The sequence below is a fragment of the Azospirillum oleiclasticum genome (assembly GCF_013423485.1).
Lineage (GTDB): Bacteria > Pseudomonadota > Alphaproteobacteria > Azospirillales > Azospirillaceae > Azospirillum > Azospirillum oleiclasticum.
The window spans coordinates 265,711-292,387 of sequence record NZ_JABFFR010000007.1 but is presented as its reverse complement, the minus strand read 5'-3'; the positions used below and the strand labels follow the sequence as shown (position 1 = coordinate 292,387).

General features: G+C 69.8%; 22 protein-coding genes. 20 read left to right on the top strand and 2 right to left on the bottom strand.

The window, feature by feature from the left end:
* Positions 1–179 precede the first annotated feature (179 nt).
* From HL658_RS11390 to HL658_RS11340, 11 genes are all read left to right on the top strand, one after another.
* Complete coding sequence (locus HL658_RS11390) at positions 180–1,280, top strand: efflux RND transporter periplasmic adaptor subunit (RefSeq protein ID WP_211109710.1); 1,101 nt, start codon at positions 180–182, stop codon at positions 1,278–1,280.
* The gene (locus HL658_RS11385; RefSeq protein ID WP_180281937.1) at positions 1,277–4,387 is read left to right on the top strand and encodes an efflux RND transporter permease subunit; all 3,111 of its coding nucleotides are present in this window, start codon (positions 1,277–1,279) and stop codon (positions 4,385–4,387) included. The genes HL658_RS11390 and HL658_RS11385 overlap by 4 nt, the downstream gene beginning before the upstream one ends.
* 146 nt (positions 4,388–4,533) lie before the next feature.
* Positions 4,534–5,604: an HlyD family secretion protein gene (locus HL658_RS11380; RefSeq protein WP_180281938.1), complete on the top strand. Its 1,071-nt coding sequence runs from the start codon at positions 4,534–4,536 to the stop codon at positions 5,602–5,604.
* Positions 5,601–8,375 carry a ribosome-associated ATPase/putative transporter RbbA gene (rbbA, locus tag HL658_RS11375; protein WP_180281939.1) on the top strand — a complete coding sequence of 925 codons (2,775 nt, stop codon included), beginning with the start codon at positions 5,601–5,603 and terminating at the stop codon, positions 8,373–8,375. Before HL658_RS11380 ends, rbbA begins: the two co-directional genes overlap by 4 nt.
* 3 nt (positions 8,376–8,378) lie before the next feature.
* A complete protein-coding gene (locus tag HL658_RS11370) occupies positions 8,379–9,500 on the top strand; it encodes an ABC transporter permease (protein ID WP_180281940.1) in 1,122 nt (373 codons plus the stop codon).
* 110 nt (positions 9,501–9,610) lie between these two features.
* Positions 9,611–11,230 carry an ABC-F family ATP-binding cassette domain-containing protein gene (locus HL658_RS11365; protein WP_180281941.1) on the top strand — a complete coding sequence of 540 codons (1,620 nt, stop codon included), beginning with the start codon at positions 9,611–9,613 and terminating at the stop codon, positions 11,228–11,230.
* Positions 11,231–11,428: 198 nt separating this feature from the next.
* Positions 11,429–11,974 carry an RNA polymerase sigma factor gene (locus tag HL658_RS11360; RefSeq protein ID WP_343055063.1) on the top strand — a complete coding sequence of 182 codons (546 nt, stop codon included), beginning with the start codon at positions 11,429–11,431 and terminating at the stop codon, positions 11,972–11,974.
* 25 nt (positions 11,975–11,999) lie between these two features.
* The gene (locus HL658_RS11355; protein ID WP_180281942.1) at positions 12,000–12,986 is read left to right on the top strand and encodes a FecR family protein; all 987 of its coding nucleotides are present in this window, start codon (positions 12,000–12,002) and stop codon (positions 12,984–12,986) included.
* A gap of 125 nt (positions 12,987–13,111) precedes the next feature.
* Positions 13,112–15,562, top strand: coding sequence for a TonB-dependent siderophore receptor (locus tag HL658_RS11350; RefSeq protein ID WP_180281943.1), 2,451 nt, complete (start codon positions 13,112–13,114; stop codon positions 15,560–15,562).
* The gene (locus tag HL658_RS11345) at positions 15,556–15,852 is read left to right on the top strand and encodes a hypothetical protein (protein WP_343055062.1); all 297 of its coding nucleotides are present in this window, start codon (positions 15,556–15,558) and stop codon (positions 15,850–15,852) included. Before HL658_RS11350 ends, HL658_RS11345 begins: the two co-directional genes overlap by 7 nt.
* Complete coding sequence (locus HL658_RS11340) at positions 15,849–17,402, top strand: PepSY-associated TM helix domain-containing protein (RefSeq protein WP_180281944.1); 1,554 nt, start codon at positions 15,849–15,851, stop codon at positions 17,400–17,402. The genes HL658_RS11345 and HL658_RS11340 overlap by 4 nt, the downstream gene beginning before the upstream one ends.
* A gap of 6 nt (positions 17,403–17,408) precedes the next feature.
* Here HL658_RS11340 and HL658_RS11335 read toward each other — a convergent pair whose 3' ends face one another.
* Positions 17,409–18,218 carry a DeoR/GlpR family DNA-binding transcription regulator gene (locus HL658_RS11335; protein ID WP_180281945.1) on the bottom strand — a complete coding sequence of 270 codons (810 nt, stop codon included), beginning with the start codon at positions 18,216–18,218 and terminating at the stop codon, positions 17,409–17,411.
* A gap of 168 nt (positions 18,219–18,386) precedes the next feature.
* Here HL658_RS11335 and HL658_RS11330 point away from each other — a divergent pair, with 168 nt between their 5' ends.
* From HL658_RS11330 to HL658_RS11310, 5 genes are read left to right on the top strand one after another with little or no spacing between them, the layout of a single operon-like run.
* Positions 18,387–19,169 (top strand): ABC transporter permease, encoded by a 783-nt coding sequence (locus HL658_RS11330; RefSeq protein ID WP_180281946.1) that lies wholly within the window; start codon positions 18,387–18,389, stop codon positions 19,167–19,169.
* Entirely contained in the window at positions 19,169–20,191 is a 1,023-nt protein-coding gene (locus tag HL658_RS11325; RefSeq protein WP_180281947.1) for an ABC transporter ATP-binding protein, read from the top strand. Before HL658_RS11330 ends, HL658_RS11325 begins: the two co-directional genes overlap by 1 nt.
* 33 nt (positions 20,192–20,224) lie before the next feature.
* The gene (locus tag HL658_RS11320) at positions 20,225–21,313 is read left to right on the top strand and encodes an extracellular solute-binding protein (RefSeq protein ID WP_180281948.1); all 1,089 of its coding nucleotides are present in this window, start codon (positions 20,225–20,227) and stop codon (positions 21,311–21,313) included.
* A gap of 11 nt (positions 21,314–21,324) precedes the next feature.
* Positions 21,325–22,152, top strand: a complete 828-nt coding sequence (locus HL658_RS11315; RefSeq protein ID WP_180281949.1) for an ABC transporter permease — start codon at positions 21,325–21,327, stop codon at positions 22,150–22,152.
* Positions 22,139–22,753, top strand: coding sequence for an SLOG cluster 4 domain-containing protein (locus tag HL658_RS11310; RefSeq protein WP_180281950.1), 615 nt, complete (start codon positions 22,139–22,141; stop codon positions 22,751–22,753). The genes HL658_RS11315 and HL658_RS11310 overlap by 14 nt, the downstream gene beginning before the upstream one ends.
* A gap of 16 nt (positions 22,754–22,769) precedes the next feature.
* Here HL658_RS11310 and HL658_RS11305 read toward each other — a convergent pair whose 3' ends face one another.
* Positions 22,770–24,563: an extracellular solute-binding protein gene (locus tag HL658_RS11305; RefSeq protein WP_180281951.1), complete on the bottom strand. Its 1,794-nt coding sequence runs from the start codon at positions 24,561–24,563 to the stop codon at positions 22,770–22,772.
* Positions 24,564–24,702: 139 nt separating this feature from the next.
* On the opposite strand from HL658_RS11305, the gene ppa reads away from it, so the two are divergent.
* The 4 genes from ppa to HL658_RS11285 all read left to right on the top strand — a co-directional run bounded on the left by ppa (position 24,703) and on the right by HL658_RS11285 (position 26,517).
* Entirely contained in the window at positions 24,703–25,260 is a 558-nt protein-coding gene (gene ppa, locus HL658_RS11300) for an inorganic diphosphatase (protein WP_180281952.1), read from the top strand.
* Positions 25,261–25,285: 25 nt separating this feature from the next.
* Positions 25,286–25,798 (top strand): O-acetyl-ADP-ribose deacetylase, encoded by a 513-nt coding sequence (locus tag HL658_RS11295; protein ID WP_180281953.1) that lies wholly within the window; start codon positions 25,286–25,288, stop codon positions 25,796–25,798.
* A 165-nt stretch (positions 25,799–25,963) separates the two neighbouring features.
* Positions 25,964–26,152 (top strand): hypothetical protein, encoded by a 189-nt coding sequence (locus HL658_RS11290; RefSeq protein ID WP_180281954.1) that lies wholly within the window; start codon positions 25,964–25,966, stop codon positions 26,150–26,152.
* Positions 26,149–26,517, top strand: a complete 369-nt coding sequence (locus HL658_RS11285; RefSeq protein ID WP_180281955.1) for a hypothetical protein — start codon at positions 26,149–26,151, stop codon at positions 26,515–26,517. The genes HL658_RS11290 and HL658_RS11285 overlap by 4 nt, the downstream gene beginning before the upstream one ends.
* Positions 26,518–26,677 lie beyond the last annotated feature (160 nt).

Genomic DNA, 26,677 nt, shown 5'->3' with positions numbered 1-26,677 from the left:
TGGCGGTATTCGAAGGATTTCCGTCGCTTCCTGATCGCGGTCGGCCGGTTCATCTCCCACCGGGTGCGGCTGCCGGTCTTGGTCGGCCTCTCATTTAGATTGCGTTCGACATCTATAGCGGATATAGATGTCGAACGCAATCTAATTTACCTGAGGCGGCGGGCATGAAGAAGAGTCCCATGATCGTGCTGGGGGGTGTTCTGACGGCAGCGCTGGGCGCAGCCGCGTTCGTGACGCTCTCCCTGCGCACACAGGAAGCCTCGGCCGTGAGCGACCCCAGGCAGGAGCCACCGATCGTCCGGCATGTCACGGCAACCCCGGTGACCGGTTTCCAACGGGGCTTCACGGGCGTCATCGGGGCGAGGGTCCAGAGCAACCTCGGCTTCCGTGTGCCCGGCAAGATCCTGGAACGGTTCGTGGATGTCGGTCAGGAGGTCAAAGCCGGTCAGCCGCTGATGCGGATCGACGACAACGATCTGCAGCTTGCGCTCACGGCGAAGCGCAACGCCGTCGTGGCGGCGCGTGCGGTCCGGGTTCAGGTGAGTGCCGACGAAAAACGTTACGCAGCCCTTGTGACGAGCGGGTTGGCAGCGAGCCGACAGCGTTACGAGCAGGCGAAAGCCGCACTGGAGACAGCGACCGCACAGCTCGCCGTCGCCGAAGCCGAAACCCGTGTCGCCGAGAACGAGGCAACCTACGCGCTGCTGGTGGCGGACGCGGACGGTACGGTGGTCGAAACGCTCGGCGATCCGGGCCAGGTGGTCTCAGCCGGCCAGGTCGTGGTCCGGCTTGCCCAGGCCGGTCCGCGCGAAGCGGTGGTGGCGCTTCCCGAAACGGTCCGGCCGGCGATCGGCTCGATCGTCGAGGCCAGCGTGTACGGGGACGATGGACGTCGCTCCAAGGCACAGCTCCGGCAGTTGTCGAACGCGGCCGACGTCCAGACACGAACCTACGAGGCCCGCTATGTGCTTGACGGCGAGGCCGCGCAGGCACCGCTCGGCGCGACGGTGACGATCTGGATGGTGAACCGGACGAGCCGCCCACAGGTCCAGGTGCCGCTGGGGGCCATTCTCGACAACGGCGAGAAGACCGGTGTCTGGATCCTGGACCGCGCCACCTCGACCGTGCACTTCCGGCCCGTCGAACTGGTTCGGCTGAGCGGCGAAGCCGCCGTGGTTTCCGGTCTGAGCCCGGGTGATCCGATCGTTTCGCTCGGCGCCCATCTTCTGCAGGACGGCGCCCGCGTAAGAACCGCGTCCGAAATCGGGGCCGACCGATGAACCTCAATCTTTCCGCGATCGCCGTTCGCGAACGGGCCGTCACGTTGTTCTTCATCATCCTGCTGGTGGCCGCCGGAGTCTACGCCTTCGCCAAGCTCGGGCGGGCGGAGGACCCGAGCTTCACCATCAAGAACCTGACGGTCACGGCGGCATGGCCGGGCGCGACGGCGCGCGAGATGCAGGATCTCGTCGCCGAGCCGCTGGAGAAGCGGCTCCAGGAACTGGCCTGGTACGACCGGGTTGACACCACCACGCGGCCGGGCCTCGCGCTCATGACGTTGACGCTGAAGGACAGCACGCCGCCATCGGCGGTGCAGGAGGAGTTCTATCAGGCCCGCAAGAAGCTCGGGGACGAAACCCGCAACCTGCCGCCCGGCGTGTTCGGTCCCTTCATCAACGACGAATACGCGGACGTGAGCTTCGCCCTCTACGCGCTCAAGGCCAAAGCCATGCCGATGCGCGAGCTGGTCAGGCAGGCCGAGGTGATCCGCCAGGACCTTCTGCACGTTCCCGGCGTCAAGAAGATCAACATCCTCGGCGAACGTCCCGAGCAGATATTCGTCGAGTTCTCCTTCGCCAGACTGGCCACCCTCGGCGTATCGCCGCAGGATATCCTCGCCGCCTTGCAGCGGCAGAACACCGTCACCCCGGCGGGATCGATCGACGCCAGGGGACCCCAGGTCTTCATCCGGGTCGACGGCGCCTATGACAGCGTGCAGGCGATCGCCGACACCCCGATCGTCGCCGCCCGGCGGACGCTGAAGCTCTCCGACATCGCCGAGGTCCGCCGCGGCTATCAGGACCCTCCCACATTCCTCATCCGGCATCAGGGCGAACCCACCATCATGCTCGCGGCGGTGATGCAGGAGGGTTGGGACGGTCTCGCGCTCGGCCGGGCGCTGCAGGACCGGACCGCGGCCATCGCCGCGACGCTGCCGCTCGGGATGACGCTCGACAAGGTGACCGACCAGGCCGTCAACATCACCCACGCGGTCGACGAATTCATGATGAAGTTCGCGATGGCCCTGGGCGTGGTGCTGCTCGTCAGCCTCGTCAGCCTCGGCTGGCGCGTCGGCATCGTCGTTGCGGCCGCCGTCCCGCTGACGCTTGCCGCCGTGTTCCTCATCATGCTGGAGACCGGCCGGTTCTTCGACCGCATCACGCTCGGCGCCCTCATTCTGGCGCTCGGCCTTCTCGTGGACGACGCGATCATCGCCATCGAGGTGATGGTGGTGAAGATGGAAGAGGGTATGGACCGCATCAAGGCGGCGGCCTATGCGTGGAGCCACACCGCGGCGCCGATGCTGTCGGGCACTCTGGTGACGGTCGCCGGCTTCCTGCCGGTCGGCTTCGCGCCCTCGACGGCCGGTGAGTACGCCGGCAACATCTTCTGGGTGGTCGGTTTCGCCCTCATCGTCTCCTGGATCGTCGCCGTGGTCTTCACGCCCTATCTCGGCGTCAAGATGCTGCCCGCGATCAAGCCGGTCGAGGGCGGCCACCACGCCATCTACGACACCCCGAACTACCGGCGCCTGCGGCGGCTCATCGGCGTCGCCGTTCGCCACAAGTTCCTGACCTGCGGCATCGTCGGCATCGCCTTCGCGGTCTCGGTCGTCGGCATGGGTGGCGTCAAGCAGCAGTTCTTCCCGACTTCCGACCGCCCCGAAGTGCTCGTGGAGGTCCGCCTGCCGGAAGGCAGCAGCATCGAGACGACCACCGCCGCGGTCGGGACGATCGAGCGGTGGCTCAAGGAGCAGCCCGAGGCCGAGATCGTCACCAGCTATGTCGGCCAGGGGGCGCCGCGGTTCTATCTGGCGCTGGCGCCGGAACTGCCCGATCCCGCCTTCGCCAAGATCGTCGTGCTGACGCCGGACGCCGAAGCGCGCGAAGCGCTGAAGCACCGACTCCGTGCGGCGGTGGTCCAGGGGCTCGCGCCCGAGGCCTATGTGCGCGTCACACAGTTCGTCTTCGGTCCTCCCTCACCGTTTCCCGTCGAATTCCGGGTCATGGGACCCGACCCCGAGCAACTCTACCGCATCTCGCAAAAGGTTCTCGACATCATGCGGACGGTCCCCGACGTGCGGGAGGCGAACCGTGACTGGGGAAATCGTGCACCTGTGCTTCGCTTCATACCGGACCAGGATCGGCTGAACCTGATCGGGCTTTCGTCGGTGGACGTCAGCCAGCAGCTTCAGTTCCTCCTCACCGGCATTCCCGTGACCGAGGTCCGCGAGAACATCCGCAACGTCGCCGTCGTGGCGCGCAGCGCCGGGGCGGAGCGGCTGGACCCGGCGCGCCTCGTCGATTTCTCGCTGGTGAGCCGGAGCGGCCGGCAGATTCCGCTCGACCAGATCGGCCATTCGGAAGTCCGTCTGGAGGAGCCGGTCCTGAAGCGCCGTGATCGGGTCCCCGTCATCACGGTCCGCTCCGACATCGACCAGGCGACCCAGCCTCCGGAGGTTTCGAAACAGGTGATGACGGCCCTGCAGCCGCTGATCGCCTCCCTTCCGGCCGGCTATCGCATCGACATGGGGGGATCGATCGAGGAGGCCGCCAAGGCCAACGCCGCGCTGGTGACGATTTTCCCGGTCATGATCGCCGTCACGCTGATCGTCGTCATGCTGCAGGTTCGATCCTTCTCGACGATGGCCATGGTGATGCTGACGGCACCGCTTGGCCTCGCCGGTGTCGTTCCGGCGCTGCTCGTCTTCGACCAGCCCTTCGGATTCAACGCGATCCTGGGCCTGATCGGGCTGGCCGGCATCCTGATGCGCAACACGCTGATCCTCACCGAGCAGATCAAGGAGAACCGCGCGGCCGGTCTCGACGACTATCACGCCGTCATCGAGGCCACGGTGCAACGCACGCGGCCCGTGATCCTGACCGCCCTTGCCGCGGTGCTGGCCTTCATCCCGCTCACGCACTCCGTGTTCTGGGGATCGATGGCCTACACGCTGATCGGCGGCACCGCGGTCGGCACAGTGCTGATCCTGCTCTTCCTCCCCGCTCTCTATGCGGCCTGGTTCCGGATCAAGCCGACGGTTGTTGTCAGCAGCGTGTCAAGCCCTCATCCCCATCCCGGTGCAATCGGAGCGAAAGCCATGTAAAGGCGGGTTACAGGGCAACGTGCAACCACGGGGTTTGCGAGCCGGACAAGATGCGGGTTGAGGCCGGCCAGCGCTGTGGCACCATGCGGGTGGCCCTGGGCGTCGGTGCCCCGCGAGGCAGCGCCCGCAAGAGAATGGATCGGTGAATGGACAGGAAGGCGAACCGGTGGCTGTACCGGGTTGCGGCCGTGGTGGTAGCCGCCGCGGTTCTCTATGGGCTCTGGCACGTCCTGCAGCCCGAGGGGCTTCCGGCCGGACTGGCCAGCGGCAACGGCCGGATCGAGGCGGTCGAGATCGACATCGCCACGAAAACAGCGGGCCGGGTGAAGGACATCCTGGTCAATGAAGGCGACTTCGTCACCGCCGGCCAGGTGCTGGCCCAGATGGACACCGACGTGCTGCAGGCCCAGCTCAGGCAGGCCGAGGCGCAGAAGCGGCAGGCCGTCATCGGTGTCGACGCCGCCCGTCACCAAGTGCGTCAACGCCAGGCCGAGCGGCAGGCCGCGCTCGCCCTCGTGGCCCAGCGCGAGGCGGAAAGGGACGTCGCCCGCAAGCAACTGGCACGATCCGAGGAGCTCCAGGCGCGGGGCACGACCTCGCAGCAGGTCCTCGACACCGACCTGGCCCGGTTCGAGAGTGCCAACGCCGCCGTCAGCGCGGCAAACGCCCAGGTCGCGGCGGGCGATGCCGCGATCGCCACGGCCGAGGCCCAGATCATCAACGCCGAGGCGGCGGTCGACGCCGCCTCGGCCACCATCGAACTCATCCAGGCCGACATCCGCGACGGCACCCTCCGGTCGCCGCGGGACGGGCGTGTCCAGTTCCGGGTGGCGCAGCCGGGGGAGGTGCTCGGCGCCGGCGGCCGGGTGCTGAACATGGTCGATCTGAGCGACGTCCACATGACCTTCTTCCTGCCGACGGAAGCCGCCGGGCGGGTGAGGATCGGGACCGAGGTGCGGATCGTCCTCGACGCGCTGCCGCAATACGTGATTCCCGCCAAGGCAACCTTCGTGGCCGACGTCGCCCAGTTCACCCCCAAGACCGTGGAGACGGCGAGCGAACGCCAGAAGCTCATGTTCCGGATCAAGGCCCAGATACCGCCCGAATTGCTGAAGAAGCACATCCGCGACGTGAAGACCGGGTTGCCGGGCGTGGCCTATGTGAGGATCGCCCCGGACACCGGGTGGCCCGGCAACCTTCAGAACCTTCTGACATGACGGGCGCCGCGGAGGGTTCCGCCCTGCCCGCGGTCGCGCGTCTGCGCGACGTCGGCCTGGCCTACGGCAAGGTCCGGGCCATCGACCGGGTCAGCCTCGACCTTCCGGCCGGCCGCGTCGTCGGGCTGATCGGCCCGGACGGGGTCGGCAAGTCGAGCCTCCTGTCGCTGGTCGCCGGGGCTCGTGCCGTGCAGGACGGGACGGTCGAGGTGCTGGGCGGCAGCATGGCGCGCGCCGGCCACCGAAAGGAGGTCTGCCCCCGCATCGCCTACATGCCGCAGGGGCTCGGCAGGAACCTCTACCGGTCGCTCTCGATCGCCGAGAACCTGGACTTCTTCGGGCGCCTGTTCGGACAGGGCAAGGCCGAGCGCGAGCGGCGCATCGCTGACCTGACGGCGAGCACCGGGCTGGCCCCGTTCATCGACCGCCCAGCCGGCAAGCTGTCCGGCGGCATGAAGCAGAAGCTCGGCCTGTGCTGCGCGCTCATCCATGATCCGGATCTGCTGATCCTCGACGAGCCGACCACCGGCGTGGACCCGCTGTCGCGGCGGCAGTTCTGGGACCTGATCGACCGGATACGGGCGGGCCGGCCCGGCATGAGCGTGGTGGTTGCCACCGCCTACATGGAGGAGGCCGCGCGCTTCGACTGGCTCGTCGCCATGGACGAGGGGCGCGTGCTGGCCACCGGCAGCCCGCCGGAGCTGCTGGAGCGCACAGGCACGGCGACGCTGGAGGACGCCTTCATCGGGCTCATGCCCGAGGAGAAGCGCCGCGGTCGCCAGCCGGTCGAAATCGTGCCCCGGCCTGAGGAGGAGGGCGGGATCGTCATCGAAGCGACGGGTCTGACCATGCGGTTCGGCGACTTCGTCGCGGTCGACCATGTCAGCTTGCAGATACGGCGCGGCGAAATCTTCGGCTTCCTCGGCTCCAACGGCTGCGGCAAGACGACCACGATGAAGATGCTGACCGGCCTGTTGCAGCCCAGCGAGGGGGAAGCGCGGCTGTTCGGGCAGCCGGTGGACGCCCGCAACATCGCGACCCGCCGGCAGGTCGGCTACATGTCGCAGGCCTTCTCGCTCTACTCCGAGCTGACCATCCGGCAGAACCTGGAATTGCACGCCCGTCTGTTCCAGGTGGCCGAGGATGTCCTCCCCGGCCGGGTCGCCGAGGTGGCGGAGCGTTTCGGCCTCGCCGACGTGATGCACGCGTTGCCGGACACGCTGCCGCTCGGGCAGCGCCAGCGGCTGTCCCTCGCCGTCGCGATGGTCCACCGGCCGGCCATGCTGATCCTGGACGAGCCGACCTCCGGCGTCGATCCGATCGCGCGCGACGACTTCTGGCGGATCATGATCGGCCTGGCGCGCCGGGACCGGGTGACGATCTTCGTCTCGACGCATTTCATGAACGAGGCCGAACGCTGCGACCGGATCTCGCTGATGCACGCGGGCCGCGTGCTGGTCAGCGACACGCCCGCGGGACTCGTCCGGCAGCGCGGTGCCGATACGCTGGAAGACGCCTTCATCGGCTATCTGGAGGACGCGGTGGGCGGGCATGCGGAAAGCGCCGCCGCGGTGCGGGAAAACCCCGAACCGGCACCGTCCGCCAGCCTGTCCCCTGCCAGCCCGTCCCCTGCCAGCACGCCCGGCGAGCGCGCGGCCGAGCGCGTCTTCAACCCGCGGCGCATGCTCAGCTACACGCTCCTGGAGGCGCTGGAACTGCGCCGCGACCCCATCCGCGCGACCCTGGCCCTGGTCGGCAGCATCCTGCTGCTGTTCATCATGGGCTACGGCATCAGCATGGATGTCGAGGATCTGTCCTTCGCGGTGCTCGACCGCGATCAGACTTCGACGAGCCGCGATTACGAACTCGACCTCGCCGGGTCCCGCTACTTCGTCGAAAGGCCACCGATCGCCGACTACGAGGATCTGGACCGGCGCATGCGCGCGGGCGACCTGTCGCTTGCGATCGAGATCCCGCCGGGCTTCGGGCGCGACGTCGCCCGCGGGCGGGCGGTCCAGATCGGGGCCTGGATCGACGGCTCCATGCCACAGCGGGCCGAGACCGTCCGGGGCTATGTGCAGGGCATGCACAGCCAGTGGCTGGCCGCCAGGACCGGGGCGTCCGGTCTCGCGGCCATCGAGATCCGCTACCGCTACAACCCGGACGTCGAGAGCCTGAAGGCCATCGTGCCGGCGGTCATCCCGATCCTGCTGCTGCTGATCCCGGCGATGCTGGCCGCACTCAGCGTCGTGCGGGAGAAGGAACTGGGCTCGATCGTCAACCTCTACGTCACGCCGGTGACCCGGCTGGAGTTCCTGCTCGGCAAGCAACTGCCCTATGTCGGGCTCGCCCTGCTCAACTTCCTCCTGATGATCGCGCTGGCGGCCACCGTGTTCGGCGTGCCGCCGACCGGGAACGTCCTGGCGCTTTGCGCCGGCGCGGTGCTCTACACCATGGCCGCGACCGCCATGGGGCTGCTGATGTCCACCTTCATGCGCAGCCAGATCGCCGCCATCTTCGGCACCGCCATCGCCACGCTGATCCCGGCGACCCAATATTCCGGCATGATCGATCCGGTTTCGTCCCTGGAAGGCGTCGCCGCCTTCATCGGGCGCATCTACCCGACCACACATTTCCTGGCCATCTCGCGCGGCGTCTTCTCGAAATCCCTGGGGTTCGAGGATCTGCCTTGGTCGTTCCTGCCCCTGCTGATCGCCATACCGGTGCTGATCGGCCTGAGCGCGGTACTTCTGAAGAAGCAGGAATCCTGATCGATGCAGGTGTCCAACATCGTGAACCTCGGCATCAAGGAACTGCGCAGCCTCGCCCGCGATCCGATGCTGCTGGTCCTCATCGTCTATTCCTTCACCCTCGCGGTCTACACCGCCGCGACCGCCATTCCGGAGACGCTGAACAAGGCGCCGATCGCCATCGTGGACGAGGACCGTTCGCCCCTGTCGGCCCGCATCATCGGCGCCTTCTATCCGCCGCTCTTCATGCCACCGGTCCTGATCACGCCGGCCGAGATGGATGCCCGCATGGACGCAGGCCTCGAAACCTTCGCCCTCGACATTCCGCCCGGCTTCCAGCGCGACGTTCTCGCCGGCCGCCAGCCCGCCATCCAGCTCAACGTCGATGCGACCCGCATGACCCAGGCCTTCAGCGGAAGCGGGTACATCCAGCAGATCGTCACCGGCGAGGTCAACGCGTTCATCCAGCGCCACCGGGGCGACGCGACGCCCCCGGTCGATCTCGCCCTTCGCGTGCGGTTCAACGCGGAACTGAACAAGGGCTGGTTCGGATCAATCGTCCAGGTCATCAACCAGGTGACGATGCTGTCGATCATCCTGACCGGCGCCGCCCTGATCCGCGAGCGCGAGCATGGCACCATCGAGCATCTTCTCGTGATGCCGGTCACCCCGTTCGAGATCATGACGGCCAAGATCTGGTCGATGGCCCTGGTCGTGCTCGTCGCCTGCGCCTTCTCCCTCGTCTTCGTGGTCCAGGGGCTGCTGGCGGTGCCGATCCAGGGGTCCGTCGCCCTGTTCCTGGCCGGCGCCGCGCTGCACCTCTTCGCCACCACCTCGATGGGCATCTTCCTGGGAACGGTGGCCCGCAGCATGCCGCAGTTCGGCATGCTGCTGATCCTCGTGATGGTGCCGCTGCAGATGCTGTCCGGCGGCACGACGCCGCGCGAGAGCATGCCGGAGGTCGTCCAGGACGTGATGCTCGCCGCACCCACCACGCACTTCGTGGCGCTGGCGCAGGCGATCCTGTTCCGGGGTGCCGGTCTCGACGTGGTCTGGCCGCAATTCCTGGCGCTGGTCGTGATCGGCGTGATCCTGTTCGGCCTGTCGCTGGCGAGGTTCCGCCGGACCATCGCCCAAATGTCGTGAGGCGCCGGGTTCGGGCGCGTCACCCCGCAATCGAACACCGATCAAGGGTCTGTCGCTCGGCGCGTCCTGTGGCATAAGGGGCCCGCCACAGCAGGGACCCCCGGCCGCCCATGATCCGCTTCGAGACCATCAGCAAGCACAACAGCCACCGCATCCTGTTCCTGGAGGCGTCCGCGGCGCTGAACCGGGGCGAGAAGGTCGGGCTCGTCGGCCCCAACGGGGCCGGCAAGACGACGCTGTTCCGGATGATCACCGGCGAGGAACTGCCGGACACCGGGCAGGTGTCGGTCGAGAAGCAGGTCACGATCGGCTATTTCAACCAGGATGTCGGCGAGATGGCCGGCCGCAGCGCGGTCGCCGAGGTGATGGACGGCGCCGGGCCGGTCAGCAGCGTGGCGACGGAGCTGGCGAGCCTGGAAGCGGCCATGGCCGATCCCGATTGCCCGGACATGGACGCGGTGATCGAGCGCTACGGCGAGGTGCAGGCGCGCTTCGAAGAGCTGGGCGGCTACGAGCTGGAGGGCCGCGCGCGCGAGGTGCTGGCCGGGCTCGGCTTCAGCGAGGCGATGATGGACGGCGACGTCGGCGCGCTGTCCGGGGGCTGGAAGATGCGGGTGGCGCTCGCCCGCATCCTGCTGATGCGCCCCGACGCCATGCTGCTCGACGAGCCGAGCAACCATCTGGACATCGAAAGCCTGATCTGGCTGGAGAAATTCCTGAAGGAGTACGAAGGCGCGCTGATGATGACCTCGCACGACCGCGAGTTCATGAACCGCATCGTCACCAAGATCATCGAGATCGACGGCGGCTCGCTGAACAGCTATTCGGGCGACTACGTCTTCTACGAGCAGCAGCGGGTGCTGAACGAGAAGCAGCAGCAGGCGCAGTTCGAGCGGCAGCAGGCCATGCTGGCGAAGGAGCTGAAATTCATCGAGCGCTTCAAGGCCCGCGCCTCGCACGCCAGCCAGGTGCAGAGCCGGGTGAAGAAGCTGGACAAGATCGAGCGCGTCGAGCCGCCGAAGCGGCGCCAGACCGTGCTGTTCGATTTCCCGCCGGCTCCGCGCTCGGGCGAGGACGTCGCGGTCCTGAAGAACGTGCACAAGGGCTATGGCGACCGCGCCATCTACCAGGGGCTCGACCTCACCATCCGCCGCCGCGAGAGGTGGTGTGTCATGGGGGTCAACGGTGCCGGCAAATCGACGCTGCTGAAGCTGGTTGCCGGCGTCACCGAGCCGGACGACGGGCGCGTCACGGTCGGCGGCAGCGTGAAGATGGGCTATTTCTCCCAGCACGCAATGGAGCTGCTGGACGGCGAGGACACGGTGTTCGAGTCCCTGGAACGGGCCTTCCCGCTGGCGGGCCAGGGGCCGCTGCGGGCGCTGGCCGGCTGTTTCGGCTTTTCCGGCGACGATGTGGAGAAGCGCTGCCGCGTGCTGTCCGGGGGTGAGAAGGCCCGGCTGGTGATGGCGCGGATGCTGTTCGACCCGCCCAACTTCCTGGTGCTGGACGAGCCGACCAACCACCTCGATCTCGACACCAAGGAGATGCTGATCACGGCGCTGGCCGGCTACGAGGGGACCATGCTGTTCGTGTCGCACGACCGGCGCTTCCTGGCCGCCCTGTCGAACCGGGTGCTGGAGCTGACGCCCGACGGCGTCCACCAGTTTGGCGGCGGCTACACCGAGTATGTGGCGCGCACCGGGCAGGAGGCGCCGGGCCTGCGCGGTTGAGAGGTGCCCCAAGTTCCGCATTGCGAATCATTCGCATGATAACTATGGTGACGGTCGGGAAGCCACGGCTCCCTGCCCGTTCCACCATTCCACGAAGCGTGACCGCCATGCGGACCCAGCGACGCGCCCGGATCGCGATGGGATTTCCCGGCCTTGGCTGCCCCCGCCTTGTCTGCCCCCGCCTTGTCTGAGGGCGCGGTGCAGACGCTCGATGCCGTCTTCGTGGGGCACCGCGGCGCGCTGGTCCGGCTGCTGGCGCGGATCGTGGGCAGCGCGTCGACCGCCGAGGATCTGGCGCAGGAGGCGTATCTGCGGGTCTCGGCGGCGCTTCGCGAACGGCCGGTGGAGCAACTCGAGCCTTTCCTGTTCCAGACCGCCCGGAACCTGGCCTTCGACCATCTTCGCCAGGAGCAGCGGCGGCGCCTCGTCGTGGTGCCGGACATCGACAACGACGGGATGGAGGCCGTGCCGGCCGCCCGCCCGTCGCCGGAAACCGAGGTCGCCGACCGTCAGCTCCTGGCGCGGCTGGAGGAGGCGCTGGGACGGCTGACCGAGCGGCAGCGCCGCATCGTGCTGTTGAACCGCATGGAGGGGCTGTCCCACGCCGCCATCGCCGACCGGCTGGGCGTGTCGGTGAGCACCGTGCAGAAGGAGCTGAAGATCGCCCTGCTCGCCTGTCTGGAGATTTTCGCACGCCTGAACGGCCAGCGGCTGCGGAATCCCGGTCGCCCGGACGTCTACTAGGTGACGAGGCGACAGGCGGACCCCGATGGCTGACGAGATTGACCGCAACCGCTCCTCCACGGACGAGCCCCTCCCCCTGGAGGAGGCGCTGGACTGGTTCGTCCGTCTGCAGGCGGACGGGGCCGGGCCGGCGGAACGGGCGGCCTTCACCGCGTGGCATGGGGCCGACCCCCGTCACGCCCGCGCCTGGGCATTGACCGAGGCGATGTGGGCCTCCCCCACCTTCGCCCGCGCGCTGGAGGCGTCGGCGCCGGCCCCGCGCGCGACGACGGTGGGAAGGCGCGGGGTCGGCCGCCGGCTGGCGGCCTGCGCCGCCGCCCTGCTGGTCGCGGTCGGGGTGGGATGGGCGCTCGACCTGCCGCTGCGGCTCCAGGCCGACCACCGCACGGCGACCGGCGGACGGGCGAGCGTGGCGCTCGCCGACGGCTCCCGGGTCCTGCTCGACACGCGGACGGCCCTTGCCGACGATGTCGACGGGGTGGAACGGCACGCGCGGCTGCTGGAGGGGACCGCCTTCTTCGAGGTGGCGCCGGACAGCACCCGCCCCTTCCAGGTGGCCGCCGGGCCGGCAACGGTGACGGTGGTGGGCACCGCCTTCGCCGTCCGCTACGTCGATGGCCGCGTGACCGTCACCGTGCGCGAGGGCGTCGTCGAGGTGCATGGGACGCCGCCCGGCCCCGTGGTCCGCCTGCGCCCCGGCGAGCAGGTGGAGGTGACGGACGGCGGCATCGGCGAGAGCCGCAAGGTGGACCTCACCGCCTCGCTGGCCTGGATGGACGGGTGGCTGGTCTTCGAAGACCGCCCGCTCGGCGCCGTGCTGGCCGAGCTCGACCGCTATCACCCCGGCGTCATCGTCGTGCCCGCCGGGCTGGCGGGGGTGCGGGTCACCGGCAGTTACCGGCTCGACGATCCGGTCCGCACCACGGCGATGCTGGCCGGCCTCGTCCACGCCGAGGTCCGGCACTTCTCCGACGCGCTGCTGGTGCTGCGGCCGGGCAACCCGCCACCCTGAAAGTTTTTTTACGCGATCCCGCACGCGGATTCGTCCAGTCCTCGTGGAGTGTGTCAATGCGCCTCATTCTCAACAATGGCGCACCCGCTCCTCCGTGGCATGGTCGTTCAAGGGGTTTGCGGATTATGAACAAGGGTTTGTCCGCCAAGGCGGGAGGGTGCGGTCGGAAGAGCCTGCTGCGGGCGGTGCTGCTGTCGTCCGCGCTGCTGGGGGCCGGGACGGTCGCCACACTGCCGGCGACGGCGGCGGCGCAGACCGCCAGCCAGCCGTTCGACATCCGGCCGCAGGGGCTGCCGTCGGCGCTTACCGCCTTCAGCACCGCCAGCGGCTGGGAGGTCGGCGTCGCCGCGGAGGTGGCGCGGGACGTGACCTCCCCCGGCGTCAGCGGCACCATGCCGGCGGAGGAGGCGTTGCGGCGCCTGCTGTCCGGCACCGGCGTGACCTACCGGATGAGCGGCGCGCGCAGCGCGGTGCTGGTCCGCGCGCCGAGCGGCAGCCTGATGCTCGATCCGGTGACGGTGGAGGGCACCGGCGAGCGCGCGACCGGGCCGGTGATGGGCTACGTCGCCCGCCAGAGCGCCATGGCGACCAAGACCGACACGCCGCTCATCGAGACGCCGCAGTCGGTCAGCGTGGTCACCCGCGACCAGATGGACGCGCAGGCCGTGCGCAACCTCGCCGACGCGCTGAACTACACCTCGGGCGTGATGACGGCGCGCAACGGCGACGCTTCCTCCTTCGGCGGCGACGGCATCCAGGTGCGCGGCTTCGGCGGCGACGGCACCACCGGCGTGTCCTTCAACGAGTATCTCGACGGTCTGCGGCTGAAGGGCAGCGGCTATGTCACCTCCGGCCTCGACCCCTACCTGTTCGAGAGGGTGGAGGTGCTGAAGGGTCCGGCCTCGGTGCTGTTCGGCCAGACCAGCCCCGGCGGGCTGGTCAACATGGTGACCAAGCAGCCGTCGCCCAACGCGCGGCACGAGCTGGTGCTCCAGGCCGGCAGTGACGACCGCTACCAGGGCGCCATCGACATCGGCGGCGACGTGACGCCGGACAAGCGGCTGTCCTACCGCTTCGCCGGGGTGCTTCTCGACAGCGACGGGCAGACCGATTTCACCGAGCGGCGGCGGGTTGCGGCCGCCCCCACCCTGACATTCCGGCCGACCGACGACACCGAGCTGACGCTGATCGCGCTCTACCAGAACGACGACTTCTCCGGCTCGCCGCTCAACTTCCTGCCCAGCCAGGGGACGCTGACGGCCAACCCCAACGGCAAGCTGCCCATCAGCTTCTTCGCCGGCGATCCCAACTTCAACAGTTGGGACCGGACCACGGCCAGCATCGGCTACCGCTTCCAGCACCGCTTCGACGACACCTGGACGGTGCGGCAGAACGCCCGCTACCTGCACAACGACCTGAACTACCGCGGCCTCTACGCCGGGGCGCTGCTGGCCGATATGCGCACCCTGCGGCGCAACACCTTCTCGCTCGACGAGCGGTCCTGGGACGTGACCGTCGACAACCAGCTGCAGGCGAGTTTCGACACCGGGCCGGTGAAGCACACCGCCCTGTTCGGCGTGGACATCCAGCGCCTGCGCAGCGACACGCTGCGCGGTCTGGCGGCGGCGCCCAACCTGGACATCTTCGCCCCCGTCTACGGCCTCGCCATCCCCAACCCGCCGATCTACCAGAGCATCGCCACCAGCCTGTCGCAGACCGGCGTCTATCTCCAGGACCAGCTCAAGCTGGATCGCCTCGTGCTGGTTCTGGGCGGGCGCAAGGACTGGGCGGAGAGCAAGCAGCGCAACCGGCTGACCGGCGCCACATCCTCGCAGCAGGACGACGCCTTCACCGGGCGGGTCGGCGCGCTCTACCTGTTCGACAACGGCGTGGCGCCCTACGCCAGCTATTCGGAATCCTTCGAGCCGGTGACCGGCACCAGCTATTCCGGCAGCGCCTTCGAGCCGACGAGCGGCCAGCAGTACGAGGTCGGCGTGAAGGTCCAGCCGACCGGGATGAACAGCCTGTTCACCCTGTCCGCCTTCCACCTCACCCAGCAGAACGTCACCACCACCGATCCGGACCACGCCGGCTTCAGCGTTCAGACCGGCGAGGTCCGCTCCCGCGGCATCGAGGCGGAGGCCCGCGTCAGCCTGGCGGAGGGGCTGAACCTCGTGGCCGCCTACACCTGGCTCGACGCCGAGGTGACGGAGAGCAACGACGGCAACAAGGGAAACACTCCGGTGGCCGTGCCCTCGCACACCGCCTCCGCCTGGGTCGACCACACCGTGCAGGCGGGGCCGCTGACCGGCGTTGGCGGCGGCATCGGCGTCCGCTACGTCGGCTCGACCTGGGGCGACACCGCCAACACCCTGAAGGTGCCCAGCCACACGCTGGTCGATGCCGCGCTGCGCTACGACCTGTCGCAGCTCAACCCCAACCTCCAGGGCGTGCAGCTCGCCATCAACGCCAACAACCTGTTCGACAAGGAGTATGTCTCCGCCTGCACGCGCGCGACCTCCTGCTACTACGGCCAGGGCCGCACCGTGATCGGCTCGCTGCGCTACTCGTGGTGAAGCGGCCGGCCACCGGGCGGCGGGCGGAGATCGCGGTGCGGCTCGCCGCCGCGCTGCCCGGCGGCTACGCGCTGGCCGCCGGCTCGGCCGCCTTCCTGTCGCTCGCCCTGTCGCCGCTGCTGGGGCGGGCGGAGGCGGTGCTGGCCGCCACCATGCTGGCGCTGGTGGCCTGGACTGTCGCCGTGCCCCTGGTCTTCGCCACCGGCTCGGCGTGGCGCGCCGCGGCGTGGATCGGGGGGCTTGCGGCCGGGCTGTGGGCCGCGGCGACGCTGCTGGGGAGGGTGGGATGAGCGAGGCAAGCGGCGAGAGCTCGCTGCACACCGCCATGACCTGGCTGCACAATTGGGGCGGGCTGGTGGTCGGGTGGCTGCTGTTCGCGGTGTTCCTGACCGGCACCACCGCCTACGCCCGCCACGAGATCACCCGCTGGATGCAGCCGGAGCGGCTGGAGGCGCGGTCAAGCCCCGACGCCGCGGCGACGGCGTTCGCCACCCTGCAGCGGGAGGCGGCCGGCGCCCGGCGCTGGCTGATCCTGCTGCCCGGCGAGCGCGACCCGACCACCCACGTCTATGTCTACAACCCGCCGTCCATCCAGCCGGCCTTCCGCCGGCTGGCGCTGGAGCCGGCCGACGGAAGGCCGGTGACGGCGCGGGCGACCCATGGCGGGGACTTCCTCTATTACTTCCACTTCGACCTGCGGCTGCCGGGCGTGGTGGGGCGTTATCTGGTCGGTCTGGCGACGGTGGCGCTGCTGGTGGCCCTGATCACCGGTTTCATCGTCCGCCGCCGGGTCTTCTGGGACTTCTTCAAGTTCCGCCCCGGCCGCTCGCGGACCCGGGTGTGGTTGGACTGGCACAACGGCGTCGGGGTGATCGCCCTGCCCTACCACGCGCTGATCGCGCTGACCGGGCTGGTGCCGCTGATGTTCCTCTATGTGCCCTGGGGGCTGGACGCCGCCTACGGCGCCCGGCAGGAGGGCTTCCGTGCCGAGGTCTACGCCGACCCGCCGGCCGTGAAGGCGCAGGGCGTCGCCGCCCCGCTGACCGCGGTTGAGCCGCTGCTGGCGGAGACCGCGCGCCGCTGGAACGGCGGGCAGGCGGGGCGGATCGTGGTGGACAACCCCGGCGACGCCGCCGCCACCATCCTGATCAAGCGCGGCGACGACGACCGCGTCGTGCTGACCCCGGAGGCCGTGCTGTTCGACGGGGTGACCGGTGCGGTGCTGCGGGACTGGGACGGCGGCGGCGGCGGGGCGGCGGCGGTGCGGGGCGGGGCCTATGGCCTGCACATCCTGCGCTTCGCCGGCCCCGGGCTGCGCGTCGCCATGATCCTGTGCGGGCTTGCCGGAACTGCGATGATCGGCACCGGGCTGGTCTATTGGGTGGTCAAGCGGCGCAAGCGCGACGGCGCCACCCCGACCCGCGGCCAGCGTTTCGTGGACGGGGCCAATCTGGCCGTGCTGGTGGGATTGCCGGTCGCCATCGCCGCCTTCCTGTGGGCCAACCGGCTGATCCCCGCCGCCCTGCCCGGCCGCGCGGATCTGGAGGTCGGCGTCCTCCTCGCCGTCTGGCTGGCGACCGCGCTGCACCCCATGATCCGCGGCCCGCGGCGGGCGTGGGGCGAGCAGTTGGCGGTGGCGGCGGCGCTGTGGGGGGCGCTGCCCCTGCTGAACCTCGCGACCAGCCACGCCCATCTCGGCATCACGCTGGCGCGCGGCGACTGGGGCGTCGCCGGCATCGACCTCGCGGCGCTGGCGACCGGCGCGCTCTTCGCCGTCCTGACCCTGCGCCGCCGTTCCATCCCGCTGGGCCGCCCCGCCTGGCCCTGGTCCAGGGCCTGAGCCCGCCTATCCCGCCCCGCCCGACGCCACCGTCACCGCCAGCCCCGCCGCCCTGAACCGCTCCGCCAGCGGGGCGGGCGGCGGGGTGTCGGTGACGAGGCGGGCGAAGGCGGCGGGGGGGCCGATGCGCACGACCGCCGCGTGGGCGAATTTCAGCCCGTCGCCCACCGCCACGGCGCTGCGGGCGTTCGCCATGATCGCCTGCTTGACCGCCACCTTCTGGATGTCGAAGTCCATCAGCGACCCGTCCTCGCCGACGCCCGAGAAGCCGATCATAGCCACATCGACGTGCAGCTGCGCGATGGCCTGGGTCACGCTGTCGCCCACCAGCGATCCGTCGGCACCGCGCACCACCCCGCCGGTCACATAGACCTCCGTGCTGTCATGGCCCGCCAGCAGCATCGCCGCCGGCAGGCTGGAGGTGAAGACGCGCAGGCCCCGCTTGTCCCGCAGGGCGCGCGCCACCGCCTCCACCGTCGTGCCGACATCCAGGAAGACCGACGCGCCGTCGGGCACCAGAGCCGCCGCCGCCGCACCGATGCGGTCCTTGGCCGGCGCCGCCAGCGTCTGTTTGCGGGCGTAGCCCAACCGCACCGTCGGCCCCGGCAGCCCCGCCCCGCCGTGGAAGCGTTGCAGCAGACCGGCCCGGTCGAGCTGGATGATCTCGCGCCGGATCGTCTGGGGGGACACACCGAAACGTTCGGCCAACGCCTCGACGGTGGCGAAGCCCTGATCGGTCACGATCGCCAGGATCGCGCCCTGGCGCGGCGGCAGCGGTGCTGCGGGTGGGGTGGACGTGCGCGGCGCCCGCGGCATCGGCGCTCTCCTTCCTGGGTCGATGATCGAAAACTTACAGGGACCGGTGCCGCGAGCAAGCCTGAGATTCCGCCAGCGACCCGAACGACTGTCATGAAACCGTCGCGGAGCTGTGCTATGGAAGAAATCGACCACGCTTGACCAATTTCCGACGCTGGCCACCACTGGATGCCGATCGTTACCGCCCTCTATCTGGCCTACCTCGCGGCCCCCATCCTGCTGTTGGCGGTGGGGTCCTTCGGCGAGCTGTGGACCAACACCCTGCTGCCGACCGGCGCCACCACCCGCTGGTACGAGGAGGTGTGGTCGGACCCGAGCTTCCGCCGCGCCTTCGGCGTCAGCCTCACCGTCTGCGCCGCCACCTGCGCCGCGACCGCGCTGATCGGCGTGCCGCTGGCCTACGCCATCTATTCGGCGGCCGGCCGCGGCGTGCGGGTGGCGGCGCGGGTGCTGTACCTGCTGCCGGTGGCGGCCCCGCCGCTGGTGCTGGGCTTCGGCTTCATCCTGGTCTTCTCGTCGGACGCGCTGCCGTTCCTCGGCACCTCCTGGCTGCTGGTCGCCGGGCATGTGGTGCTGACGCTGCCCTATCTGATGCAGACGCTGGTCGCCGACATGCGGCACCTCGACCTCGCCACGCTGGAGCGTGCGGGCGAATCGCTGGGGGCCGGCTTCTTCGCGCGGCTGTTCGACATCGTGCTGCCCAGCCTGCGCCACAGCCTCGCGTCCGGCCTGATCATGGTGGCGGCGCTGTCGATCGGGGAATTCCAATTGTCCAATCTGATCGCCGGCTTCCTGTCGCGGCCTTATCCGGTGGTGCTGCTGCAGGCCTTCTACGGGGCGACGGGCTTCGCCTGCGCCGGCACCATGGTGTTGCTGCTTCTGGCCTTCACCGCGGCGCTGGGGTCGGCGGTGGCGGGGCGGGGTGTGAGCCTGCGTCAGGGGGGCGTGTGATGAGCGTTGCGGTCGAGTCCCTGTCCTTCGCCTACGCGCCCGCCGGTGCCGGGGTGAGCGGCATCACACTGTCCCTGGAGGCGGGCGAGTTCTGCGCGGTGATCGGCCCGTCCGGTTGCGGCAAATCCACCCTGCTCCGCCTGATCGCCGGCTTCCTGACGCCGGATTCCGGGGCCATCAGGATCGGCGGGCAGGACATGGCCCATGTGCCGGCACGCCGGCGCGACCTCGGTGTGGTGTTCCAGAGCTACGCCCTGTTCCCGCACATGAGTGCGGCCGAGAATGTCGCCTACCCGCTGAAGCTGCGCGGGGCGCCGCGCGCCGAGCGGCTGCGCCGGGCCGGCGAGGCGCTGGAGCGGGCGCGGCTGTCGGGGATGGCCGATCGCCTGCCCGGCCAGCTTTCGGGCGGCCAGCAGCAGCGGGTGGCGCTCGCCCGCGCGCTGGTCTTCCAGCCACGCGCGTTGCTGCTGGACGAGCCGCTGTCGGCGCTCGACGCCGCGCACCGCGCCGCCATGCGCGACGAGATCCGGGCGATCCAGCGCGAGCACGGCATCGCCACCCTGCACGTCACCCACGACCAGGAGGAGGCGCTGTCCATCGCCGACCGCGTGGCGGTGATGCGCGACGGGCGGCTGCTCCAGGTGGCCACACCGCGCACGCTGTACGACGAGCCGGCCGACGCCTTCGTCGCCGGCTTCGTCGGGCACGCCAACCTGCTGGACGGGGTGGTGCGGGCGCCGGGGCTGGTGGAGACCGCCATCGGCACGCTCGCCTGCGCCACCGGCGACCACACGGCCGGCAGCACCGTGACCGTTTTCTTCCGCCCGGAGGCGGTGCGCCCGGACCCGGAGGGGGCCGTCAACCGCTTCGAAGGCCGGGTGGTGCGCGACCGCTTCCTGGGCTCGCTGCGCCGATTCGATCTGGCGGTGGCCGGGGGCTGCATCCTCGGTGAAACCGCGTCCCGCCGGGACATCGCGGCCGTCGGGATCCCGCCGGAGGGCATCCGCCTGCTCCGGCGCTGACCGCGTAACAACAAACAGGGAATGGAGTCCGCCATGAAACGTCTGTTGCTCGCCGCCTCCCTGGCGCTCGCCGCCACCGCGGCCCCCGCCGTCACCCAAACCGCCGCCGCCCAAACCGCCGCGGATGGCCCCGAACTCTACCAGGGCGAACGCGCCCTCTACGAGGCGGCGGCCAAGGAGGGGATGGTCGTCTCCTTCGACACCGGGCCGACCTGGGCCAACTGGGCCGCCCAGTTCGCCGCCTTCAAGAAGCGCTACCCCAACGTCGAGATCACCTACAACGACCTGGGCTCGGCCGCCACGGTGGTCGCTCTGGACAAGGCGCGCAACCGGCCGCAGGCCGACACCGCCTATTACTTCGCAGCGTCCGCCATCGACGCCGTGGCCAAGGACGTGGTCGCCCCCTTCAAGCCGGTGAATTTCGACAAGCTGCCCGAGGTGTTCCGCGATCCCGACGGCAAGTGGTTCACCATCCACTCCCTCACCATCGCCTTCATGGTCAACAAGAAGCTGGTGAAGGAGACGCCCAAGGGCTGGGCCGACCTGCTGAAGCCGGAGTACAAGAACAGCGTCGTCTATCTCGACCCGCGCTCCACCGGTGTCGGGCAGGTGCTGTCCTTTGCGGCGAATTTCGCCAACGGCGGCGACATGAACAATCTGGCGCCGGGTGCGGATTACTTCGGGCGCCTGCACAAGGGCGGCAACGTGCTGCGCGTCGTCGGCACCACCCCCTACGCCCAGTTCGTCAAGGGCGAGATCCCCATCTGGATCTCCTACGAGAACGACGGGCTGAAGGCCAAGCATGTGGACGGCATGGGCGACGCGGTCGAGGTGGTCATCCCCGCCGAGGCGTCGGTCGCCGCCCCCTACGCCATCAGCCTCGTGAAGAACGCCCCCAACCCGAACGCCGGCAAGCTGTGGCTGAACTTCATCATGAGCGAGACCGGCCAGGGCATCTTCGCCCAGGGCTTCGTCCGCCCGTCGGTGCCCGGCGTCACGCTGCCGGCCAGCGTCGCCGACAAGCTGCCGGCCGCCCCGCAGGTCCGCCCGCTCGACGTCAAGGCCGCCGCCGCCAAGAAGGCCGAGGTCGACGCCTTGTGGGCCAAGGCGGCCCTGAACTGAGGACAAGGCCCATGAACAAGGCGCCGGCGCTCACCCTTGCCCTTGCCGCCCCCGGGCTGGCGGTGCTGGCGCTGTTCTTCCTGCTGCCGCTGGGGGTCGTCGTCGCGGAGGCCTTCCGCGGCGACGCGCTGGCCCGCTTCCTGGCGAACCGGGAGCTGGTGGCGTCGCTCCTGAACTCGCTGGTGCTGGGGGTGGAGGCGGCGGCGGTGGCGCTGGTGATCGGCATCGCGGTGGCCCTGCATCTGGCCCGTCTGCCGCCCGGCCGGCGCGCCCTGATCCAGGTCGTCATCGCCCTGCCCCTGACCTTCTCCGGGCTGATCATCGCCTACGGCTTCATCCTGGTGCTGGGCCGGGCCGGCTTCGTCACGATGCTGCTGGCCCGCCTCGGCGCCGACCCCGCGACGGTCGCCAGTTTCCTGTTCAGCGAGTGGGGGCTGGTGCTGGCCTACACCTACTATCTGACCCCGCGGGTCATCCTGATGCTGGTGCCGGTCTTCGCCAATTTCGACGAGCGGCAGCTCCAGGCCGCCGAGTCGATGGGCGCCAGCCGCCTGCGGGCGCTGGCCGACGTGATGGTCCCGCAGATCGCCCCGACCGTGGCCGCCGCCTTCGCGCTGGTCGCCGCGGTCGCCATCGGCGCCTACGGCACCGCGCTCGCGCTGGTCGGCACGCAGATCAACATCCTTCCCCTGCGGCTCTACAGCATGGTCGCCGACAGCGGCGCGGACTTCCCGCTCGCCGCGGCGGTGTCGGTGGTCCTGCTGGCGGTCTGCTCGCTGCTGATGGCGGCGGCCGAGATCGCCGCCGCAAGTTCCGAGGCACGCCATGCACAGCATTGACCGCGCCACCGGGCGCCTGCACCGCGACACCCTGGCCTTCGATCCCGCGGCCCGCCTGTGGACACCCGCCGCTGCGCCGGCCGAGCCGGAACCGGCGGGTCCGGAGGCGGCCCTGTCCTGGCTGCAACGACGCAGCGGTCATCCCGTGCGCCCGCCGGTCGGGGTGATCGGCCCCAACGAGGCCTCGGCCGAGGTGCTGGCGGCGGCGGAAGCGGTCGGGCGCGTCCTCGGGCGCTGCGGCCTCACCCTTCTCTGCGGCGGACGCCAAGGGGTGATGGAGGCGGCCAGCCGGGGCGCCTCGGCGGAAGGCGGGCTGACGGTGGCGCTGCTGCCGGGCGCCGATCCGGCCCAGGCCAACCCCTTCGTCGCCGTGCCCATCGCCACTGGCATCGGCGAGGCCCGCAACGCCCTGATCGCGCAGGCCAGCCTGTGCCTGGTGTCGGTCGGCGACAGCTACGGCACGCTGTCGGAGGTGGCGCTCGGGCTGCGGCTCGGCAAACGCGTCTTCGGGCTGGCCGGGGCGGCGCGCATCGACGGGGTGCGCCATCTGGACGGGGCCGACGCGCTTGCGGCGGAACTGGCGGACCTGATCCTGAACTGAACCCCGCCGCCGCCGCTCACTCCCCCACCCACCAGCTTTCCACCAGCGGGCCGTAGAGCGGCACCCCGTCCGGCCGGCGCAGCCGGGTGGAGCGGGCGAGGCGGTCGACCGGGCTGTGGAACAGCGGCACCATGTGGTGCCCCCACAGCAGCACGCGGTCGAGCGCCCGCACCCGTGCCACCAGATCCTCCCGCCGCCGTGTGTCGCCCAGCGACGCGGCCAGAGCATCGACCGCCGGGTCGCGGATACCGGCGATGTTGCGGCTGCCCGGCTGGTCGGCCGCTGCGGAGCCGTAATAATAAAGCTGCTCGTTCCCCGGCGACAGGGTGGAGGCCCAGAAGCGCAGCGTCACGTCGAAGTCATAGCTGTCGAGCCGCCCCTGGTACTGGGCGCTGTCCACCGTGCGCACCGTGGCGCGGATGCCAAGCCGCTCCAGGCTGCGGGCGAAGGCCAGCGTGACGCGCTCGTCGGCGGGGTCGCCCAGCAGGATCTCGAAGGTCATCGCCCGTCCGCCGGCGTCAACCAGCCGCCCGTCCCGCACCCGCCACCCCGCCCGCTCCAGCAGCGCCAGCGCCGTGCGCAGGTTGGCCCGCCCGCCCGCGGGGCCGCTGCCGTCCGTTTCCGGCAAGGTGAAGGGACGCTGGAACAGCGCCGGCGGCAATCGGTCGCGGAACGGCTCCAGCAGCGCCCGCTCCGCCGCGTCCGGCAGCCCGGTGGCAGCCAGTTCGGAGTTCGGGAAGTAGCTGGCGGTGCGCACCAGCGCGCCGTGGAAGAAACTGCGGTTGATCCAGGCGAAGTCGGTGACGAGGCCCAGCGCCTCCCGCACGCGGATGTCGTCGAAGGGCTTGCGCCGCTCGTTGACGATGAAGCCGCGCGCCGGTTCCGGCCGGGCGTGGCGGAACTGCTCCATGACGATGCGGCCATCGTTCAGGGCAGGGCCGTCGTAGCCGGTCGCCCATTTGGACGGGTCGGTTTCGCGCCGCACGTCGGCCTGCCCGGCCTTGAAGGCCTCCAGCGCCACCGTGTCGTCGCGGTAGAGGTCGAAGACCACCCGGTCCACGTTGTAGAGACCGCGCCGCACCGGCAGATCGCGCCCCCAATAGTCCGCCACCCGCTCGTAGACGATGCGCCGGCCGGCATCGACCTCCGCCACCAGCAAGGGGCCGCTGCCCATCGGCGGCTCCAGCGTGGTGCGGTCGAACTCCCGCCCCTGCCACCAAGCCTTCTGGTGGATGGGCATCAGCCCGAGGATCAACGGCAGCTCGCGGTCGGGCCGCCCGTCGGGGTTGGGGGTGAAGGTCAGCCGCACCGCGCGGTCGGACAGCCGTTCCGCCACCGCCACCCGGCCGTAATACTGGCGCCGGTTCGGCGTGCCCAGCCGGCGCTGGATGTCGAGGGAGAAGAGCAGGTCGTCCGCCGTCACCGGCGTCCCATCGTGCCAGCGTGCGCGGGGGTCGAGGTGGAAGGTGATGGCGGAGCGGTCCTCCGGCAGCTCGATCCGCTCGGCCAGCAGCCCGTAGAGCGAGAAGGGCTCGTCCCAGGAGCGGGCCAGCAGCGTTTCGAACACGGCCGACAGGCCGGGGGCCGGCACACCCTTCACCACATGCGGGTTCAGCGTGTCGAAGCTGCCCACGACCGCCTGGCGCAGGGTGCCGCCCTTCGGGGCGTCGGGGTTGACGTAGTCGAAATGGGGGAACCCGTCGGGGTATTTGGGATCGCCGTGCATGGCGACGGCGTGCGCCGTCTCCGCCCGCGCCGTCTCCGCCCGCGCCGGGACCGCCCACCCCAGGGCCCCCCACCCCAGCACCATGAGTACAATTGCCGCAGCGCACGCAACGATCTTGGCGGCACGCCCGCTTGCGCCTACACTCGCGCCAAGCGTCGCGGGGGACCGAACCCCCGGCGGCGCCGGTCTGCGTGCAACGATACGCCTGGCAAGGGGCATTTTCATGGATCTGAGCAAGGTTCCGGTGGGCAAGAACCCGCCGTGGGACGTCAACGTGGTCATCGAGATTCCGTTGCGCGGTGAGCCGGTCAAGTACGAGATCGACAAGGAATCGGGCGCCATGTTCGTCGACCGCTTCCTGCACACGGCCATGTACTACCCCTGCAACTACGGCTTTGTCCCGCACACCCTGTCGGGCGACGGCGATCCGGTCGACGTCTGCGTGGTGGGACGCCATTCCGTGATCCCCGGCGCCGTCCTGCGTTCGCGCCCGATCGGCGTCCTGTTCATGGAGGACGAGGCCGGCGAGGACGAGAAGCTGCTGGCCGTGCCGGTGGACAAGCTGCACCCCTTCTACACCGACGTGAACAGCTACAAGGATCTGCCGGAGACGCTGACCGAGCAGATCGCCCACTTCTTCCAGCACTACAAGGACCTGGAAAAGGGCAAGTGGGTGAAGATCCTGCGCTGGGGCGACGCCGACGAGGCGGCGCAGAAGATCGTCGAGGGCATGGAACGCGCCGCGGCGGCCACCAAGGGCAAGCCCGGCCTGATCATCTGAACGGCCGACAAGGGTAAAGACTACGGTGACGGCGGCGCGCATCCGGGTCGCCCAGGGCGACATCACGCGCGAGACGGTGGACGCCATCGTCAACGCCGCCAACCGCGCGCTGAAGGCGGGCGGCGGCGTGGACGGTGCCATCCACCGTGCCGCCGGCCCCGCCCTGCAGCGCGAGCTCGACCGTATCGGCGGCTGCCCGACCGGCGAAGCCCGTCTGACCGCCGGCCACGACCTGCCGGCCCGCCACATCATCCATTGCGTCGGCCCCGTCTGGCAGGGCGGCGGCCAGGACGAGGACCGGCTGCTGGAGAGCTGCTACCGCGCCGCTTTCACGCTGGCCCGCACCCACGCCATCCGCAGCCTCGCCTTCCCCGCCATCAGCACCGGCATCTACGGCTTCCCCAAGGACCGGGCCGCCCGCATCGCCGTGATGGCGGTGACCGAGGAGCTGGCGGTCGGCGGTGCCGTCGAACTGGTGCGCTTCGTGTGCTTCGACGCGGAGACGGCGGCGATCTACCGGGCGCTGTGCGGGGATTGACGCGGCGCGATTCGCCTCACGCGGCTGGAGGGTTCGCGACGCCGGACGTTTATCAACAGGGTTATCAACAGAAATCGAGGGGTTATCCACAGATTTGGCGCTGCTGTGGGTCACCCTGAAAGGAAGGGTTGCATAGTATATTCCGGAATTCCCCGGGGACTGGATATGAAGCACACGATCAAATCGATGGTGGCACGTGGCGCATCCGTCGCCATGGGCGGATCGGGAGCGGGACAGAAGGCCGTCGCTCCGGCATTGACGCCCGAGCAGCAGCGCAAGGCGAGCAAGCTGGTCGATCGCATTTCCCAGGACATCGCGCAAAAGGGCTGGGTCAATCTTTCGGGAAAGCCGTGACGGTGATGTCCACGTCCTTACCATTCCTCGCGCACATCCGCGGGCGCCGGGCGTCCTGCGAGTTCAAGGCGAGCCCGACCTTCGTCGATACCTTCGACGCGATGACGACGGGGGATCAAGGTCGCATCAAATCCATCGAAGCCTCCTTTGCAAAGAACTCCAGCACCAACCAGGACACCCTCTGGACCCATCAGGAGTCGATGGAGAGTTTCTGGTTGCGGCAGCGCCATGGGTTCTATGTGATGTACCGCAAGGTCGGGGGCTTGCAGCGCTTCCCAACGATCGAGCTCTGGCATTGCGGTCGCTATGCCGATGAACCCGCCGGCCGGCGGTTCGATTTCGAGGACGACGGCCTGGACGATTAGGCCCGGACGCCTCCGCTGACGCGCCCCCCCCAAGCGGCATTTCGCCGCTGCGATATCGGTTGCCACGCCCCACGTGATGGCACATTGGTTCGCGCGGCCGGCGCATCCGCCGGTCATACCAATCCGTGCCCAGCGTGATGCCCACTCCGCGCCGTCCAGA

What these genes read in the sequence shown, in the direction of transcription:
- HL658_RS11390 (WP_211109710.1), top strand. Translation starts at nt 180, where the DNA reads ATGATCGTGCTGGGGGGTGTTCTGACGGCAGCGCTGGGCGCAGCCGCG.
- HL658_RS11385 (WP_180281937.1), top strand. Translation starts at nt 1,277, where the DNA reads ATGAACCTCAATCTTTCCGCGATCGCCGTTCGCGAACGGGCCGTCACG.
- HL658_RS11380 (WP_180281938.1), top strand. Translation starts at nt 4,534, where the DNA reads ATGGACAGGAAGGCGAACCGGTGGCTGTACCGGGTTGCGGCCGTGGTG.
- rbbA (WP_180281939.1), top strand. Translation starts at nt 5,601, where the DNA reads ATGACGGGCGCCGCGGAGGGTTCCGCCCTGCCCGCGGTCGCGCGTCTG.
- HL658_RS11370 (WP_180281940.1), top strand. Translation starts at nt 8,379, where the DNA reads ATGCAGGTGTCCAACATCGTGAACCTCGGCATCAAGGAACTGCGCAGC.
- HL658_RS11365 (WP_180281941.1), top strand. Translation starts at nt 9,611, where the DNA reads ATGATCCGCTTCGAGACCATCAGCAAGCACAACAGCCACCGCATCCTG.
- HL658_RS11355 (WP_180281942.1), top strand. Translation starts at nt 12,000, where the DNA reads ATGGCTGACGAGATTGACCGCAACCGCTCCTCCACGGACGAGCCCCTC.
- HL658_RS11350 (WP_180281943.1), top strand. Translation starts at nt 13,112, where the DNA reads ATGAACAAGGGTTTGTCCGCCAAGGCGGGAGGGTGCGGTCGGAAGAGC.
- HL658_RS11340 (WP_180281944.1), top strand. Translation starts at nt 15,849, where the DNA reads ATGAGCGAGGCAAGCGGCGAGAGCTCGCTGCACACCGCCATGACCTGG.
- HL658_RS11335 (WP_180281945.1), bottom strand. Translation starts at nt 18,218, where the DNA reads ATGCCGCGGGCGCCGCGCACGTCCACCCCACCCGCAGCACCGCTGCCG.
- HL658_RS11330 (WP_180281946.1), top strand. Translation starts at nt 18,387, where the DNA reads ATGCCGATCGTTACCGCCCTCTATCTGGCCTACCTCGCGGCCCCCATC.
- HL658_RS11325 (WP_180281947.1), top strand. Translation starts at nt 19,169, where the DNA reads ATGAGCGTTGCGGTCGAGTCCCTGTCCTTCGCCTACGCGCCCGCCGGT.
- HL658_RS11320 (WP_180281948.1), top strand. Translation starts at nt 20,225, where the DNA reads ATGAAACGTCTGTTGCTCGCCGCCTCCCTGGCGCTCGCCGCCACCGCG.
- HL658_RS11315 (WP_180281949.1), top strand. Translation starts at nt 21,325, where the DNA reads ATGAACAAGGCGCCGGCGCTCACCCTTGCCCTTGCCGCCCCCGGGCTG.
- HL658_RS11310 (WP_180281950.1), top strand. Translation starts at nt 22,139, where the DNA reads ATGCACAGCATTGACCGCGCCACCGGGCGCCTGCACCGCGACACCCTG.
- HL658_RS11305 (WP_180281951.1), bottom strand. Translation starts at nt 24,563, where the DNA reads ATGGTGCTGGGGTGGGGGGCCCTGGGGTGGGCGGTCCCGGCGCGGGCG.
- ppa (WP_180281952.1), top strand. Translation starts at nt 24,703, where the DNA reads ATGGATCTGAGCAAGGTTCCGGTGGGCAAGAACCCGCCGTGGGACGTC.
- HL658_RS11290 (WP_180281954.1), top strand. Translation starts at nt 25,964, where the DNA reads ATGAAGCACACGATCAAATCGATGGTGGCACGTGGCGCATCCGTCGCC.